The sequence below is a fragment of the Nitratireductor lacus genome (assembly GCF_056431025.1).
The window spans coordinates 22,515-38,205 of the sequence record NZ_JBWKMB010000010.1 but is presented as its reverse complement, the minus strand read 5'-3'; the positions used below and the strand labels follow the sequence as shown (position 1 = coordinate 38,205).

Here is a 15,691-nt window from a genome sequence, read left to right as displayed (position 1 = left end):
CGATTGTGGCGTGTGGGTCACCAGCTACTTGCAGTACAGATAGTCGTTCCGGCGCTTTTGCAGATCCAGATGAAAATGATTGGCGTGGTCGGCGTTGGAACCCGGGCCGAGAACGGTCTTGAAGGGACCGCAGGCGGCGGTGCGGAAGGCCTTGAGAAACCGCGCTCTTCCGCTTTTCGGGCTGGGCTGTCGGGCGACGTCGAGTTGCGTGCCGTCTGCCAGGGTGAAGGCGGCGATGTCGAAGGCGTTGCCGAAGGCATGCTCGGAAAGCTTCTGCAATCCGCGCCGCGACCGGCAGACATAGGCCGAGGCATGGCGAACGGTCGTGACCGGCTGCTTCAGATGACTTCGGGCGAGCGGTGGAACCTCCTCCGTGAAGAAGCGCGCGAGTGCCAGGGCCGTCGCACAGTTGAGCGTGGCCTCCGGTTGCAGCGCGATCTTTCTGGAAAGACGCGTGATGACAAGCGGATGAGGAATGGCGCAGCCGGCTGCCTCGGAGATTGATGGCCGGTCGGAAAACGAGACGCCAAGCTTCGTCAGGGCGCGGCGGCAGGCGGTTTCTTCCGCGGGCATGGGACCGGGTTTGTGAGGTGCTGGTGGTTTTCGAGGGGGCGCTTTCTCCTGAGGGCGGGGAGAGGGAATGGGAACGACCACCGACATCTCTGATCGTCGCACCTCTCCGCGAGCCTGCGGAATGGGGCCTTCTGCCGGCAGGGGCACGGATGCGGCCATCTCAGCGCCATCTGCGCTGCTTGAGGACAGGACGGGAAACAGTGCGCACAGGAGCATGGCCGTCAGCGCACCTCGAACGGCTGAGAGAGCGATCATGCCGGATGTTTGCCCCACGGATGGCTGATCGGGAAATAACGGTGTGAATCGCAGCGTTTACGACACGCCGAGCGCATCCAGGCCGTCGATCAGCCAGTCGCACAGCATCGGCATTCCCAGAAGATAGGTGGCGACGTGCTTTGCACCATGCTGTCTTGCGTCGGCGACGGCATTCGCCCATTCGCTCACGTCGTAGTCACCGCGGCCGATCCATGCCAGCGCGACCAGGTCGGCAAGCTCGTCCACGTTGAGGTCTGCCACGAGCTCGCGGAATTCCTCTTCTGTGAGGTCTTCTTCCTCTTCCTCGATGAGCCCGTCATGCTGGTGTCGGTCGCGTGCATCGCCATCAATCTCGACTTCATGCTCATGCCCGCCATCGTAGTCGGTGTTGAGCGCGGCGCTGATGGTCCGCGCCTTGCCTGCCAGCAAGCGCACGGTTTCCGGGTCTATCGAAAGCTCCCATTCGCGTTCAACCGGTCTCTGCACGGGCCTATCCTCCGGGCAATCAGAGGCATGATAGCGCAGAACGCGTTGAATGCGCGACGTTTTGTTGATGATGCCGCTCAGGCGATGCTGCGCTGCCTGTTGCGCAGGGCCGGCACGATCTCGACTGCGAGGATCGCAGCGAAAATCAGACCGCAGCCCGCCAGACCGAGCGCGGGCAGGCGTTCGCCGAGGAAGACTGCGCCGAAGAGTGCGGCGAAGACGGCTTCTGTGGACAGGAAGATCGCGGCCTGCGGGGCTGTCGTGTAGCGCTGGCCGATGACCTGAAGCGTGAAGGCGATGCCGCCGGAAAAGATGCCTGCATAGAGGATTTCCGGCAGGGCGGTGCGCACCGCGGACAGATCGATGGGCTCGACAAGACCGGCAATGGCGAGCGCGATGACCGCGGTGATGCCGAACTGGCTGACCGACAGTGTGACCGGGCGGCCGGTGTGGCTGGCGCTTCTGCCGATCATGATGACCTGCAGCGCCCAGAAGAGGGCACACATGATGGTCAACCAGTCGCCGGTTGTCAGCGCGACGCTGCCTGCGCCCGAAAGCAGCCAGATGCCGGCAAGCGCGGAAAGGACCGCCGGCCAAACCACGCGGTGCGGCCATTGGCGGAAGAGAAGAACCGTGAGAAACGGCACCATGACCACGTAAAGACCGGTCAGGAAGCCGGAATTGGTGACACTCGTGGTCAAAAGACCAACCTGCTGCGCCGCCATGCCTGCGAACAGAAGCAGGCCGATGACCAGGAAGTTCCGCTTGTCGATGAAGGTTAGCGTTCCCGTGCTGCGCCGGGCTTCCCACATGGCGAAGGGCAGCATGGAAAGACAGGCGATGGCAAAGCGCAGGCCGATGAACAGGAACGGACCAATGGCATCCATAGCGGTCGACTGGGCGACGAAGCCCATGCCCCACATGGCGCCAGCAAGAAGCAACAGAAGATTGGCCTGAACCCGTGTCATGCGCATATCCGGACAGGAGGAAACGCGTTTGTCTTACGGAGCACGTGCGCAGCGCGCAAGGGCCGCGGCCCCTGCCTCCTATGGACCAGATCCGTGCAGGCTATTCCCCGGCGCGGAATATGCGAATGATCTCGCCCCGGCGCTCGTCGGTCAAAAGCCAGAGCGAGCCATCGGGTGCGACATTGACATCGCGTATGCGCCCGAAAGCCCCCTTGAAGAGGCGCTCCTCGCCGGTGATGCCGCCATTTTCGTCCCGATCCAGGCGCGCGACGAGATGGTACTTCAACGCTGCGACGAGGAAGTCTCCCTGCCATTCGGGAAACATTTCACCCTGATAGACCGCTGTGCCCGATGGCGCGATGGACGGGTCCCAGTAATATTCAGGCTGCTCGTAACCGGGTGCGTCGCTGCCCACGCCGATCTTCGTGCCGCTGTAGTTGACGCCGTAGGAGATGACCGGCCAGCCGTAGTTCCTGCCGGCTTCGGGGCGATTGACCTCGTCGCCGCCGCGCGCACCGTGCTCGACCGTCCAGACCGAGCGGGTCACGGGGTCGAAGACGGCACCCTGCGGATTTCGATGGCCCATGGACCAGATTTCCGGTGCGGTGTCCTTGCTGTCGGCGAAGGGATTGTCTTCGGGTACCGTGCCGTCGCGATTGATCCTGAGCACCGAGCCGGCGTGGTCGGCGGGGTCCTGCGCCCGGTCGCCTTCGCCGCGGTCGCCGATGGTGAAGAAGAGCGTGCCGTCGGGGTGCAGCACGATGCGCGAACCGAAATGCTGGCCGGCCGCGCTTTTGCGGTTCATGGAGAAGATGGTGGTGACGTTCTCAAGGCGGGCTGCCCCTCCATTCCTTACCAGTCTGGCGCGGGCGATTGCCGTGCCTGCGCCGCCCTGGCCGGGTTCCGAGAAGGAAAGGAAGATCACTCCCGTTTCGGCGAAGTCGGGCGAGACGGCGACGTCCAGCAATCCACCCTGTCCGACCACGGCAACCTCGGGCACGCCGGGGATCGGCGCCGAGAGGGTGCCATTGGCGAAGAGGCGCAACTGGCCGGAACGTTCGGTAACGAGCGCGCTTCCATCAGGCAGGAAGTCAAGACCCCAGGGATTTGAGAGACCGCGGGCAAGTGTTTCTGCCTCCACGGTGACCGCCTGTGTGACGAAGGTTTTGGCAGCGGCCGCTCCTGGTAACGCCAGGAGGCCGGCAGCGAGGGCGGTGCGGAGGAACTGATCCTGCATCAAGGTGTCTCCCATTTCCGGTTTTATCAAGAGATAGGTTTTGAGCGCCGCCGGACAAGGCAACGCACATGTGCGCAATCGGCTGCTGGAAGGCGGTTACGCAAAAATTTGCGTGAAAATCGTCTTGAGCTTGTTATATTGGGAAAGGTCATACGAAACGGTTCCGTAGGCAGACGCTTTCGGACCGTTTCTTTTTATGTCTGCACCGGCGGCAGGACGGCACTTCGCGTGATGCGTGTGGGGTCTTCCTGCCTTCATGTCTGGAAGGTGAATGAAATGAACAAGGTCCCAATGACGCTTGCCGGAGCTGCGGCGTTGAAGGAAGAGCTGCGCTGGCGCCAGCAGGAAGAGCGGCCACGCATCATTGAGGCGATCGCCGAGGCGCGCGCCCATGGCGACCTTTCGGAGAATGCGGAATACCACGCCGCCAAGGAGGCACAGAGCCTCAACGAGGGCCGCATCGGAGAACTGGAAGACTTTATCGCACGTGCCGAAGTCATCGACGTGACAAAGCTTTCCGGCGACACGATCAAGTTCGGCGCCACGGTGATGCTCGTCGACGAGGACACTGAAGAGGAAAAGACCTATCAGATCGTCGGCGACCAGGAAGCCGATGTGAAGTCGGGCCGCATTTCCATCTCCTCGCCTATCGCGCGGGCGCTGATCGGCAAGGCGGTGGGCGATTCCATCGAGGTGAATGCTCCGGGCGGTGCGCGGGGCTATGAGGTGGTGGAAGTCCGCTACGGCTGACCATGTCCGGCAAGATGCCCGCAAGCGGCCATCGGGTCCGCGTCCGTGACGTGGATGTGGTGGCCCCCAATTTCAAGAAGCGGCTTTCGGGCGTGACCAGCACGATCGTGCAGCTTGTGCCGGAGCAGGCAAAATCACTCTCGATTGCCACTCTGGGGCCGGGGCTTCCCGATACGCTGCCCAGACTGCGCTGGTGGCAGGTGCCGGGCCTGTTGCGCAGGCCCGCGAACAGGCCGTTTCGCATCTGGCATGCGCGGCGCAATCCGGAAATGCTGGCCGGTGTGGTTTTGCGGGATATCTTTCGTGCACCGGTGAAACTTGTTTTCACATCCGCCTCGCAGCGCGAACACACGGGCTGGACCCGGTTTTTGATCCGCCGCATGGACCGGGTGGTGGCCACAAGCCGCAAGACGGCGGGTTATCTTCAGGTTTCCAGCCGCGTGGTGATGCATGGCATCGACACTGGCCGTTTTTCGCCGCCTTCGAACCCCGGCGAGGGGGCCGTAGCGGTGGGGATGGCGAGCGATCAGCGCTATGTCGGCTGTTTTGGCCGCGTGCGGCGCCAGAAGGGCACGGATCTTTTCGTCGATGCGATGATTGCACTCCTGCCGGAACGCCCCGGCTGGTCGGCGATCATTGCCGGCCAGGCGACCGGACCGCACGCCGATTTCGAGGCGGAACTGAAAGAGCGCGTGCGGGCAGCGGGGCTCGCCGAGCGCATTCTATTCGTCGGTACGCGTTCGGATATTCCAGACTGGTATCGAGCGCTTTCGCTTTTTATCGCGCCGCAGCGCTGGGAGGGGTTCGGACTGACGCCACTTGAGGCGATGGCGACGGGCGTTCCCGTTGTCGCAACGGATGTGGGGGCTTTTTCCGAGCAGCTTGAGGGCAGTGGTGCGGGGACGCTTGTGCCGGTTGACGACCCGGATGCGATGATTGCTGCCGCAGGGCGCTATATGGATGACGAGGCGCTGCGGAGCACCGCGGCGCGCGCAGCACTTGCGCATGCGCGCGGGCATTTTCCCCTTGAGGGGGAAGCGCAGGCGCTGAATGCGCTTTATGAGGAATTGTGGCGAGAGGCCTCCAGATGAAGATCGAAGGTTTCATCGTTCATTTGAGGCGTGCGACGGCGCGTCGCCCGCAGGTGGAGCATCTGCTCGCGACCCTGCCTGTCGAAACCCATGTTGTGGACGCTGTGGACGGTCAGGCGCTTGGCGATGACGAGATCGGCCGGCACTATGTGAAGGGGCTGCACCAGCCGGCCTATCCATTTGCGTTGCGGCCATCTGAAGTCGCCTGTTTTCTCTCACACCGGAAGGTGTGGCGGATGATCGTGGAACGGGGGCTTGATGCGGGGCTGATCGTTGAGGACGATGTGGCGCTCGACATGCCGCTTTTCGGGCGCTGTCTGGAGGTGGCAAAGCAGGCCTGTGTGGGGAAAGCGTATGTGCAGTTTCGCATAAGCCCGGTTCGCGGCAGGGTGCGGGAAATGGCGCGAGACGGTGATATTCGGCTTTTGGCTCCGCAGGTTTCGCAGCTTGGCACGGTGGCGCAGCTTGTGACGCGCGAAGCGGCACAGCATCTTCTCGCCCTGACGGAGCGCTTCGACCGGCCGGTCGATACGTTTCTGCAAATGCGCTGGGTGACGGGCATCGCGCCTTTCTGCGTCGTGCCATCAGGCATTGGCGACCAGTCGGCCGAGATCGGCGGCAGTACGGTCAGCGCGTCAGGGAAGGCGCGACGCAGCCCTGGCGAGCGCCTTTGGCGAGAGTGGAGCCGTTTCGTTTATCGGCGCCGGGTGCAGAAATACTCGCGAGGCTGGTTCGAGACAGAGGTGGAGCGGCGATGAAGACGCTTGTCATCAATCTGGAACGGGAGACGGCGCGCCTGGCGCATATGCGCCGGGTCTTCGGCGAGCAGGGGCTCGACTTCGAGGTGGTGAAGGCGGTGGATGCAAGACTGCTTTCGCCAGAGCAACTCAAGGCGGGACGTACGGGGAAACCGCGTTTTTACGAATTGGGAGCGGGTGAGATCGCCTGTTTTCTTTCGCACCGCAAATGCTGGGAAATCGCGGCGCAGAGCGAGGACGCTTATACGATCGTCTGTGAGGACGATATTTTCCTCGGCGAGAATGCAGCGGCGATTTTCGGCGACGATGGGTGGATTCCCGAGGGCGCCGGCGTTGTGAGGCTGGAGGCGTGCAAGCCCAAGACGCTGATTGGAAAGACTGCGGTCTCTACGGTTGCCGGTCGAAAGGTGCATCCGCTGCGCGTTGCGCGTGCGGGAGCCGGCGCATATCTCATATCTCGGAGCTGTGCACAAGTATTGCACGCCCATTCTCGTGTCTTCTGCGATCCAGTCGACCAGTTCCTCTACAGTTCCGGATTGTTCCATAAAAAGAGTTTTGGAATTTACCAGATCGACCCGTCTCCGGCGATACAGGAAGTTTTTTTAAAGAATGACCGTGTCCTTGGGAGTTCTCTTTTTAAAGAGCGTCTGTATAAAGAAATGGATAGAAATAATTTAACAATCATTCGAATTTCAATTAGAAAAATTTATAGGTTTTTTGGAAAAATAATGAAGAAATTAAAAGAGAAATTTGAAAGTGTTTTCACAAATAATCGGTGGGTTCGTATTGGATTTAGGTAGAATTATTGTTTTTACTTTCAATTTACACATTGAAGCGTCTAAAAAGGGTTGCCAGTGGTGAAGCATTTGGCGGACGCTGGGACTTCAGGCCTACGCTCCTGAGGACCTCATTCCATAGATGTATGGTTTTGGTTCGTTCTGTACAGAATTCATCCAAACTTCTAGAAGCATCATATAGAATTGGCGCATCTCGGAAGTTGATGGGGTAGAAGACGTCGCTGGGTGCTGCGAGGTTGAATGCACCGTGCTTCTTTGCGAGATAGGTTATGGCTTTCGGACCGAATGTTCCCCAGGGAAGGGTCGCTGGGCTGATGCTTTTGCCGAGCAGGTGATGTGCCAGGCGGAGGCGTACAGCATCACGGGTCCGGGTCCAGGGCGGGATGCCTTGTTGATAGAAAAAGGCTAAGGCCTCTTCCACGATGGGGTGTCCCTGCCTCGCATAAAGAAGCGCCCCGTTTATGTGTGTATTGCTCTCCTTTCCGAACAAGATGTCTTCGAGGAGTGTGATTGGCCTCAAGCATATCATGTCGAGATCAGCCCAAACACCAAGGCCTTGCTGTTGCAGCTTAAACCGGAAATAATCCGAGGCTAGAGCGAACGATCCTGTTTTGTGATGGCGTAGCTCTGATACCCTCTGTCTATGTGCGACTTTTTCTGCGTTCGACTCCTCGACACCGCAGGGGGCGTTCTTGACATGGTCATATGAATGCAGAACGACCTTGTGCCCGGCTTCGAGAAAGCTCAGCATTGACATGATCTCTATCGGACCAAGGGCACCACCAATCCAGAGCATGTTTACCGGCGGTAGGGTTTGATTGTGGTGTGATGCTTCGAGTGTCATATTATGGGTGCCTACACCTTGGGGGGCTTCGCTCTTTTTCAGACTGGCTGGTGAGAGCAAATGATTGTCTATCTGATAAATCTATGGCGCTCTAGCGATCGTTTGGAGCGTATGCAGGAACTATGCGTTGATGCCGGCCTTGAGTTCACGCGTATGGAAGGGGTTGACGGACGAGAATTGAGCAGTGCCGATATCGCTCAAGTGGTCGTCGGTGAAAGCCGCTGGGGCAAACTAACTGCTGGAGAAGTCGGCTGTTTTTTGAGCCATCGCAAGTGTTGGCAAGCACTTGTTCAGGAAGGGTCCCAATATGCAGTTGTTCTGGAGGATGATCTCGTTCTCGGAGAGAATGCCGTTTCCGTGATGACGGATAGTAGTTGGCTCCCCGAGGACGCCGATATAGTGAAGCTTGAGGCGGCCGATGAACGTGTGTACCTGGATACCTGGGCAAGTGGAGTCATAATGGCGCGCGAAATTCGGCGACTTCGTTCGTCACATTTCTGCTCAGGTGGGTATGTCATTTCCCGATCTTGTGCTCAACATTTGCTTTCTTCGAGTGAAACATTCTCCGAACCTGTTGATGACTTTCTCTTTAACGTTTCATCTCCTCTGTTTGACAGTTTGGTTGTCTATCAACTCGCGCCAGCAATTTGTATACAACAGGCAGCGTTGTTGGCTCCAAATTCGCCTGAAAGGCTCGCATCGTGCATTGAAGGCCGAGAGAAAAAAGTTCGGAGGCGGCTTGGTACCTTCGAACGGTTTACTCTATCCCTTTCCAAAAAGCGCCGTTCGACGGTCAACCGAACTTTGTCTTTGATCGGGAGACGCGAGCGCGTGAAGGTCGGGTTTCGCTGATCATGCGTTCATCGATGCGAAGTGATCTTTCTGGCAATTGGGTAGGCCGCATATTTGCGTTCTGGTTTGGCCGGGCGGAAATGTCGGAGCGTAGGCGCGCCTGCCTTGATACATTCTGCAATTCAGAATGTCGTACGCACCTTGTTACAGCGGAAACGCTTGATAGTTTTGCGGTCTCCACGAAGCCTTTTCACCCTGCATTTCAGTTTTTGTCTCCGATCCATCAATCCGATTACCTGCGCGCCTACTTCATGCATCATTTCGGCGGTGGTTACGCAGATATCAAAGCCATTTCTCACTCCTGGATACCCGCATTTGCTGCGGTCGAAAAAGGTCACGTTCTTGGCGCTGGCTATGCCGAGGTTGCCGGCGGTGTCGCCAGGATTCATCAGTCCAAGGCATTGGAGAAGCACTACTTTCTTGATCGACGAGTTTCCAATGTCGAGATAAATATTCGCTATCGGCACCTGAAACTACGGCGTGGTGTTCTCATCGGTAATGGCGCATTCATCTTCCGGCCGGGGACCGAATTCACGCGGCGTTGGCTTTCAATTGTCGAAAGGAGGCTTGATCTTCTTCTTCCGCATCTTGAAGCCAACCCGGCACGATATCCGAAGGAGGTTCCGGGCGTGGACTATGGAGATGGGCCTTCGCGCTATCCGGTGCCGTGGAGCTTTCTTCTCGGCGATGTGCTCGCGCCGCTCACGCTGCAATATCACACGCGCATTCTGCAGGTGGTGCCTGCTCCGGATTTTCAGAACTACGAATAGCCGGTTGAGGCAAGCGCGCCTATTCGATCGCCACCAGTCCTTCGTCCTTGACCTGGCGGATGGTGAGTGCGGTGCGGACGGTGTCCACATTGGGCGCGGAGGTTAACTGCTCGATCACGAAGGTCTGGAAGGTGGTGAGGTCGGTTGCCACGCAGTGCAGCATGAAATCGGAATCGCCGGAGACCATCCATGCTCGCCGCACGATGGGCCACTGCAGGGTCCGCTGAGCGAAGGTCTTGAGCTCGGTCTCGGACTGGTAATGCAGGCCGATCAGGCAGAAGGCGACCACATCATAGCCAAGGGCGGGCGAATTCAGAAGGGCGCGATAGCCCTTGATGATGCCGCCTTCCTCCAGCCGCTTGACGCGCCGAAGGCAGGGCGGAGCGGAGATGCCGACCCGGCGGGAAAGTTCCACATTGGTCATTTTGCCGTCGGCCTGAAGCTCGCGCAGAATTTTCCAGTCGATTGCGTCAAGATCGGCCTGTAGCGGCATGATGTTTCCCAATTCTGTTGCAAACGCGCGAGAATCTTTCACGCGCGCTGTCCGAAATTAGGGCAAGGGCTGTGCCAAGCCAAGCAATCCATTCACCGGTAAGGTGGACTATCCACCGCGTTTGGGCGCGTCTCATGCGCGGAAATGGGGGGGAGCGGCATTCGGTAGCTGTTGGAAACCTGTTCCTCGCCTTGCACTTTGGGTCTGTGAATACTTAGATCATGTCACCGTATTGTTCTGGATGGCAGCCTAGGGATGAGCCCCTGGAGGCCGCTGTCCGGTTTTGCGTTTCCGCCGGAGGGCGCAGACGCGCCTTGAGGTTGATAGTGGCGGCAGGAAGGCGAGAGACCACCCCTGCGGTCCAGCGAGGAAGAAAGGAATTCATCCATGTCACGTCGTCACGCGCCCGTTCTCATTGTCGGTTCGGGGCCTGCCGGATACACGGCAGCGATCTATGCGGCGCGCGCCATGCTGAAGCCGCTTCTCGTCGCCGGACTGGAGCAGGGCGGGCAGCTCATGATCACCACCGAGGTGGAGAACTATCCGGGCTTTGCCGACCCGATCCAGGGGCCGTGGCTGATGGAACAGATGCGTGGCCAGGCGGAGAATGTCGGCGCGGAGATCGCCAATGATCTGATTGTCGATGTGGACCTGTCGTCACGCCCCTTCGTGCTCAGGGGGGATTCGGGCACGGAATACACCTGCGATGCACTGATCATTGCCACCGGAGCCAAGGCGAAGTGGCTCGGCCTGCCCTCCGAGCAGACCTTCATGGGCTTTGGCGTATCGGCCTGCGCCACCTGCGACGGGTTCTTCTATCGCGGCAAGGATGTTGCCGTTGTCGGCGGCGGCAACACGGCTGTCGAGGAAGCGCTCTATCTCTCGAACCTCGCCAAATCGGTGACGCTGATCCACCGCCGCGACGAATTGCGGTCCGAGCGCATCCTGCAGGAGCGCCTGATGGCGAAGGAGAATGTAACGATCATGTGGGACACGGTGGTCGAGGAGATCACCGGCACGCCGGCCAAGCCGCCCATGCCGGCATCGGCATCGGGCGTGCGCCTGAAGAATGTGCATTCGGGCGCGGTTTCCGACCTTGCCGTTGACGGTGTCTTCGTGGCGATCGGCCATGCGCCCGCTGTCGAGTTATTTGAAGGAAAGCTCAAGCAGAAGCCCAATGGCTATCTTTGGACGCAGCCTGGTACGACGCAGACGGATGTGCCGGGCGTCTTTGCCGCGGGCGATGTGGCCGATGACATCTATCGCCAGGCCGTGACGGCGGCGGGGCTTGGCTGCATGGCGGCGCTGGAAGCGGAGAAGTATCTGGCAGCCATGGAAACGAAAAAAGAAGCTGCCGAATAAACCGGGAACGATGCAGCGACAGGAATGGGCGGAAACGCCCATGACGGTAAAAGCGCCTGACAGAGGAGAACGAGGCGTTGGACTGGGACAAGCTCAGGGTTTTTCACGCCGCCGCAGAGGCCGGCTCGTTTACGCACGCCGCTGAAACGCTGCATCTCTCGCAGTCGGCGATCTCGCGCCAGGTGAGCGCGCTGGAACTGGAAGTGGGGGTGCCTCTCTTCCATCGGCATGCGCGCGGGCTGGTGCTGACCGAGCAGGGCGAGATGCTCTATCGTACGGCCCACGATGTGCTGATGCAGCTTGAGAGCGTGCGCGTGCGCCTGACCGAGGCGAAGGATAGGCCGTCCGGTCTGTTGAAGGTTTCCACCACGGTGGGCCTCGGCACGGGCTGGCTGACGGAGCGGCTGCCCGAATTCATCGAACTCTATCCGGACATCGAGCTGCAGCTCATTCTGGACAATGAGGAACTGGACCTGACCATGCGGCAGGCCGACTGCGCGATCCGCATGCGCCAGCCGCAGCAGCCCGACCTCATCCAGCGCAAGCTCTTCACGGTGCATTTCCATCTCTTCGCGTCGCCCTCCTACGTGAACAAGCATGGAAAGCCTTCGTCGATCGCCGATCTGGACAACCACCGGATCGTGACTTTCGGCGAGGCGGTGCCGCCGCATCTGAGCGACATGAACTGGCTGGAAACGGCTGGGCGACCGGAGGGGCAGAAGCGTCAGACAGCCCTGCAGATCAACAACATCCTGTCGATCAAGCTGGCGGTTCAGCGCGGTGCGGGCATCGCCATGCTGCCCGATTATGTGGTGGGCAAGAGCAACGATCTGGTTCAGCTCCTGCCGGAAACCGCCGTGCCGTCCTTCGATACCTATTTTTGCTACCCGAACGTGATGAAAAACCAGGCAAAGCTTCACGCGTTCCGCGATTTCCTTATTTCCAAATCACGGCATTGGGCATTTTGACGCAGTATTTCTCAAGAAATACCGGGCGTTATGCAAAATTGCATGGGTGAATTGCAAAAACATGTGGTTGTTATTTAGGCGGCGATTGCCCATATGAGAAGCACTCCCGGGGGCGTTCTCCTCCCATTTGCCCCCGCGAGTGTTCCCCTCTGGAGGTTTCGCCTATATGGCACTTCCAATGACTAAAGCCGGATCTCCGTGATCCGGCTCTTTTTTTTATCTGCCATGCCCTTTCCTGTGAGAGCAGGATTACCGCCGGTGCCCTGTCTCATCGTTTCAGCTGAACTCAGCGATAAAGTGGTTCGCCTTCGAGCCCGCTGTACAGACCGGCGACCTCTTCGGCGTAGCCGTTGAAGAGCTGTGTCGGCACGCGCTCGCCCGTGTGCAGAACACGTTCTTCCGCCTGGCTCCAGCGGGGATGCGGCACATCCGGGTTCACATTCGCCCAGAAGCCATATTCGCTGGCCGCGATCTCTTCCCAGAAGCTGACCGGCCGCTTTTCGGTGAAGGAAATGCGGCGGATCGACTTGATGGATTTGAAGCCGTATTTCCAGGGCAGGGCGAGCCGCAGCGGTGCGCCGAACTGTCTGGCCAGCGGTTTGCCGTAGGCGCCCGTGACCATGAAGGCGAGGTCGTTTGCGGCCTCTTCCATTGTCACACCCTCCACATAGGGCCAGGGATACCAGACCTGCTTCTGCCCGCCGGCAATGCCGGGATCGTTGAAGGTTTCGAAGCGGATGTAACGGGCGGACGAAAGCGGTTTCGCCATGGCAACGAGTGCTGAAAGCGGAAAGCCGGTCCACGGCACCGTCATCGACCAGGCCTCGACACAGCGATGCCGGTAGAGGCGCTCTTCGAGCGGCATGCGCTTTGCCAAATCCTCAAACGCGATAGTGGTGGGCTCCTCCACCAGACCATCGATCTCGATGTCCCAGGGGTGGGTGACGAGCGCCTGAGCGGCGCGGGCGATCTGCTTGTGGGAGCCGAACTCATAGAAATTGTTGTAGGTGCTGCTCACGTCTTCAGGCGTGAGCGGACGTTCGATCCTGTAGGCTTCATTGCGTTCCGCGGGATAAAGGGATGCCGTGCGTGCGGCGGCGTCCTCTGTCTCAGCTCTTGCCGTCCCCGGCAGGAAGCCCGCGCCGGCAATCGCACCCAGGCCAAACCCGGCAAGCACTGCGCGGCGACTGGCAAAAACGTTTTCGGGCGTAGCCATGCTTTCGGCGACGGCCCAGCGCGGACGGCGGTGAATGGCGGGCATGGCGTTCTCCGACTGGTTTCTGATTTCAGGTCAGGACCTGACCCCAAGGCCAGTGGTAGAACTGCCCGCCCGCGTTTCAAAATCACGGTGCTTCACGATTGCGTGGAAGCCTCCCAGCTTGACGTTTCCCTCACGCGGCCTTGCCCTGCGCGTTCATTGCGGCGTCCGCCAAACGCCCGGTCAACTCCGCCATGTGATCAAAAGTGGCGCGGTAGCTGGCGACTCCGGCGGTGGCGGAGCGCAGTTCGATGATCAGGTCGCCCGTTTCGGATGCGGGGATTGTCGCCTGCACCACATCCCAGCCACTCCACCCCGGGCGCGCGTCGAAGCCGAGAATCTGGCCGCGCCGCTGCGACAGGATGGCGGTGATACGGGCCGTGGCATCAGATGGTGTGTAGACCTCGATCCTGAGGACGGGCTCCAGTAGGACGGGCGCGCATTCGCCGAGCCCCTCCTTCATTGCGAGACGCCCGGCAAGCTGGAAGGCCATGTCGGAGGAGTCGACGGAGTGGTAGGAACCGTCTGCGAGATTGACGGCAAGATCGATGACCGGGAATCCGAGCGGCCCGGATTTCAGAAAGTCCCGAACGCCGGTTTCCACAGACGGAATGTACTGTTTGGGCACAACGCCGCCAGTGATTGTGTCGGTGAACTCGAAGCCGGACCCGCGGGGCAGGGGGCGTATGTCGAGAACGACATCGCCGAACTGGCCGTGACCGCCCGATTGCTTCTTGTGCCGGCCGCGTCTGGTGGTGCCCTTACGGATCGTTTCGCGGTAGGCAACGCTTGGCACGGCCGTGTCCACGGGGATCTGGTATTTGCCTTCGAGGCGTTCGCGGGTGACGCGCAGATGCATCTCGCCCTGACCGCACAAGACGGTCTCGCCGGTCTCCTGCCTCTGCTCGAGACCGAGCGAGGGGTCTTCCTCGATGAGTTTCTGCAGGGCGAGCGAGAGCTTTGCCTCGTCCTTGCGTTCGCTCGGGTGTACCGCGACCGAATAGACTGCCTGCGGGCTCTCCAGTGCGATGAGGGGCGCAAGCGGCGCTTTGGCGGTTGTCAGCGTATCACCTGTCCTCACACCTTCGAGCTTGCCGAGAGCGACGGTCTCGCCGGCCTCCGCCTTCGCCACCTTGGTTTGTTCGCGCCCGAGAAGAGTGTAGAGACCGGAGACCTTGTCGACTGTGTTGCCGCTGCGCAGTTCCGTGCCGTCCCCGACCGAGCCGCAAAGAACCCGGGAGACGGACAGCTTGCCACCGTGTGGTGTGTGGATCGTCTTCATGACCTGGAGAACGGCTTCCCCGGCATCTTTCAGGCCGAGCCGGTCGCGCGTGGCTTCAACATCCGGCGAATCGTGCCGGATCGCCTTCAAAAGCCTCAGTATGCCGTTGCCTTTCTCCGCCGATCCGATCAGCACCGGTGTTACCGTGCCTTCGCGCAGATCCGCTGCCAGATCGTCGAATATCGCGTCGCGTGGCGGTTCGATCTCCTCGAGCAGTTGCTCCATCAGCCTGTCATCATGGTCGGCAAGCGTCTCCAGCATGGAAAACCGGGCCTCGACCTCGCGCGCCCTGTCGTCGTCGGAAATGGGCGCAATCTCGCTGCTCGCATGCTCGCGGTATATGTAGGCCCGTTCGAGCGCGAGATCGATGGAGCCGATCACAATGCCGTCCTTGCGCAGGGGGATCTGGCGTAGAAGCAGCGGCGTGTCGCTGGTGGGCTGCAGCATCTTCAGCATGTCGCGCACACCCATGGTGGCGTGCTCGATCTTGTTGAGAAAGATCATGCGTGGGATGCCAAGTTCGTCGAGCCTGTGCAAAGTGAGCTGCAGGGCGGCGATCTTTTTCTCGTCGGGTTCGGTGACGACGATGGCCATGTCGGCTGCTGCCAGAACCGGATCCGCCTCATGGGCGAATTCGATTGAGCCCGGGCAATCCACGAAGGTGATGCTTTCATCGAGAAAGCCGGTGGTGGCGATGTTCGCCTCGACGCTCATCTGATGCGCCCTGGCTTCGGCCGAATGATCGCCGACCGTGCCGGAGCCAGTGCTGGCCTGCTTCATTATGGCGCCGGTGCGCTCCAGAATGGCTTCGAGCAGGGTTGTCTTGCCACTTGCAAACGGACCGACAATGGCGATGCATTTCGGTCCGCGGCTTCTCTCTCCCGAGCGTTTTCCCATGGCTGGCGGCCTCCTCTCACGCGTTTACCTGCACACGTTTCATGAGCGGC

The 15,691-nt window shown here is 60.0% G+C and carries 16 protein-coding genes; 8 read left to right on the top strand and 8 right to left on the bottom strand.

What is annotated here, in order from left to right:
• Positions 1 to 24: 24 nt before the first annotated feature.
• The 4 genes from AC07E3_RS10095 to AC07E3_RS10080 all read right to left on the bottom strand — a co-directional run bounded on the left by AC07E3_RS10095 (position 25) and on the right by AC07E3_RS10080 (position 3,519).
• Positions 25 to 828, bottom strand: a complete 804-nt coding sequence (locus tag AC07E3_RS10095; RefSeq protein ID WP_478361634.1) for an extensin-like domain-containing protein — start codon at positions 826 to 828, stop codon at positions 25 to 27.
• A gap of 57 nt (positions 829 to 885) precedes the next feature.
• Positions 886 to 1,314, bottom strand: a complete 429-nt coding sequence (locus tag AC07E3_RS10090; RefSeq protein WP_478361632.1) for a DUF3775 domain-containing protein — start codon at positions 1,312 to 1,314, stop codon at positions 886 to 888.
• Positions 1,315 to 1,391: 77 nt separating this feature from the next.
• Positions 1,392 to 2,282 (bottom strand): DMT family transporter, encoded by an 891-nt coding sequence (locus tag AC07E3_RS10085; protein ID WP_478361630.1) that lies wholly within the window; start codon positions 2,280 to 2,282, stop codon positions 1,392 to 1,394.
• Between the two features lie 100 nt (positions 2,283 to 2,382).
• On the bottom strand, positions 2,383 to 3,519 hold the full coding sequence (locus AC07E3_RS10080) for a PQQ-dependent sugar dehydrogenase (protein WP_478361628.1): 1,137 nt from the start codon (positions 3,517 to 3,519) through the stop codon (positions 2,383 to 2,385).
• Between the two features lie 276 nt (positions 3,520 to 3,795).
• Between AC07E3_RS10080 and greA the strand changes: the two genes are divergently transcribed.
• Genes greA through AC07E3_RS10060 form a run of 4 tightly spaced genes read left to right on the top strand, consistent with a single transcriptional unit; the run spans position 3,796 to position 6,918 of the window.
• Entirely contained in the window at positions 3,796 to 4,269 is a 474-nt protein-coding gene (gene greA / locus AC07E3_RS10075) for a transcription elongation factor GreA (protein ID WP_007010482.1), read from the top strand.
• Positions 4,270 to 4,271: 2 nt separating this feature from the next.
• Positions 4,272 to 5,360 carry a glycosyltransferase family 4 protein gene (locus AC07E3_RS10070; protein ID WP_478361626.1) on the top strand — a complete coding sequence of 363 codons (1,089 nt, stop codon included), beginning with the start codon at positions 4,272 to 4,274 and terminating at the stop codon, positions 5,358 to 5,360.
• A complete protein-coding gene (locus AC07E3_RS10065; protein WP_478361624.1) occupies positions 5,357 to 6,118 on the top strand; it encodes a glycosyltransferase family 25 protein in 762 nt (253 codons plus the stop codon). The genes AC07E3_RS10070 and AC07E3_RS10065 overlap by 4 nt, the downstream gene beginning before the upstream one ends.
• Positions 6,115 to 6,918, top strand: a complete 804-nt coding sequence (locus AC07E3_RS10060) for a glycosyltransferase family 25 protein (protein ID WP_478361622.1) — start codon at positions 6,115 to 6,117, stop codon at positions 6,916 to 6,918. Before AC07E3_RS10065 ends, AC07E3_RS10060 begins: the two co-directional genes overlap by 4 nt.
• A 22-nt stretch (positions 6,919 to 6,940) precedes the next feature.
• Here AC07E3_RS10060 and AC07E3_RS10055 read toward each other — a convergent pair whose 3' ends face one another.
• Entirely contained in the window at positions 6,941 to 7,759 is an 819-nt protein-coding gene (locus AC07E3_RS10055; protein ID WP_478361620.1) for a hypothetical protein, read from the bottom strand.
• 60 nt (positions 7,760 to 7,819) lie between these two features.
• Between AC07E3_RS10055 and AC07E3_RS10050 the strand changes: the two genes are divergently transcribed.
• Complete coding sequence (locus AC07E3_RS10050; RefSeq protein ID WP_478361618.1) at positions 7,820 to 8,611, top strand: glycosyltransferase family 25 protein; 792 nt, start codon at positions 7,820 to 7,822, stop codon at positions 8,609 to 8,611.
• A gap of 2 nt (positions 8,612 to 8,613) precedes the next feature.
• Positions 8,614 to 9,381: a glycosyltransferase family 32 protein gene (locus tag AC07E3_RS10045; RefSeq protein WP_478361616.1), complete on the top strand. Its 768-nt coding sequence runs from the start codon at positions 8,614 to 8,616 to the stop codon at positions 9,379 to 9,381.
• Between the two features lie 19 nt (positions 9,382 to 9,400).
• On the opposite strand, the gene AC07E3_RS10040 is transcribed toward AC07E3_RS10045, so the two are convergent.
• Positions 9,401 to 9,874, bottom strand: a complete 474-nt coding sequence (locus AC07E3_RS10040; RefSeq protein ID WP_223005921.1) for an Lrp/AsnC family transcriptional regulator — start codon at positions 9,872 to 9,874, stop codon at positions 9,401 to 9,403.
• Between the two features lie 387 nt (positions 9,875 to 10,261).
• Between AC07E3_RS10040 and trxB the strand changes: the two genes are divergently transcribed.
• Together trxB and AC07E3_RS10030 are read left to right on the top strand one after the other, a co-directional pair.
• Entirely contained in the window at positions 10,262 to 11,236 is a 975-nt protein-coding gene (gene trxB / locus AC07E3_RS10035; RefSeq protein WP_322338698.1) for a thioredoxin-disulfide reductase, read from the top strand.
• Between the two features lie 77 nt (positions 11,237 to 11,313).
• Positions 11,314 to 12,204 (top strand): LysR family transcriptional regulator, encoded by an 891-nt coding sequence (locus AC07E3_RS10030; RefSeq protein ID WP_025030692.1) that lies wholly within the window; start codon positions 11,314 to 11,316, stop codon positions 12,202 to 12,204.
• Between the two features lie 286 nt (positions 12,205 to 12,490).
• Here the strand turns inward: AC07E3_RS10030 and msrP are convergent, their stop codons facing one another.
• The gene (msrP, locus tag AC07E3_RS10025) at positions 12,491 to 13,465 is read right to left on the bottom strand and encodes a protein-methionine-sulfoxide reductase catalytic subunit MsrP (protein WP_478361612.1); all 975 of its coding nucleotides are present in this window, start codon (positions 13,463 to 13,465) and stop codon (positions 12,491 to 12,493) included.
• Between the two features lie 130 nt (positions 13,466 to 13,595).
• Positions 13,596 to 15,641, bottom strand: coding sequence for an elongation factor G (locus tag AC07E3_RS10020; protein ID WP_336067712.1), 2,046 nt, complete (start codon positions 15,639 to 15,641; stop codon positions 13,596 to 13,598).
• Positions 15,642 to 15,691: the final 50 nt, after the last annotated feature.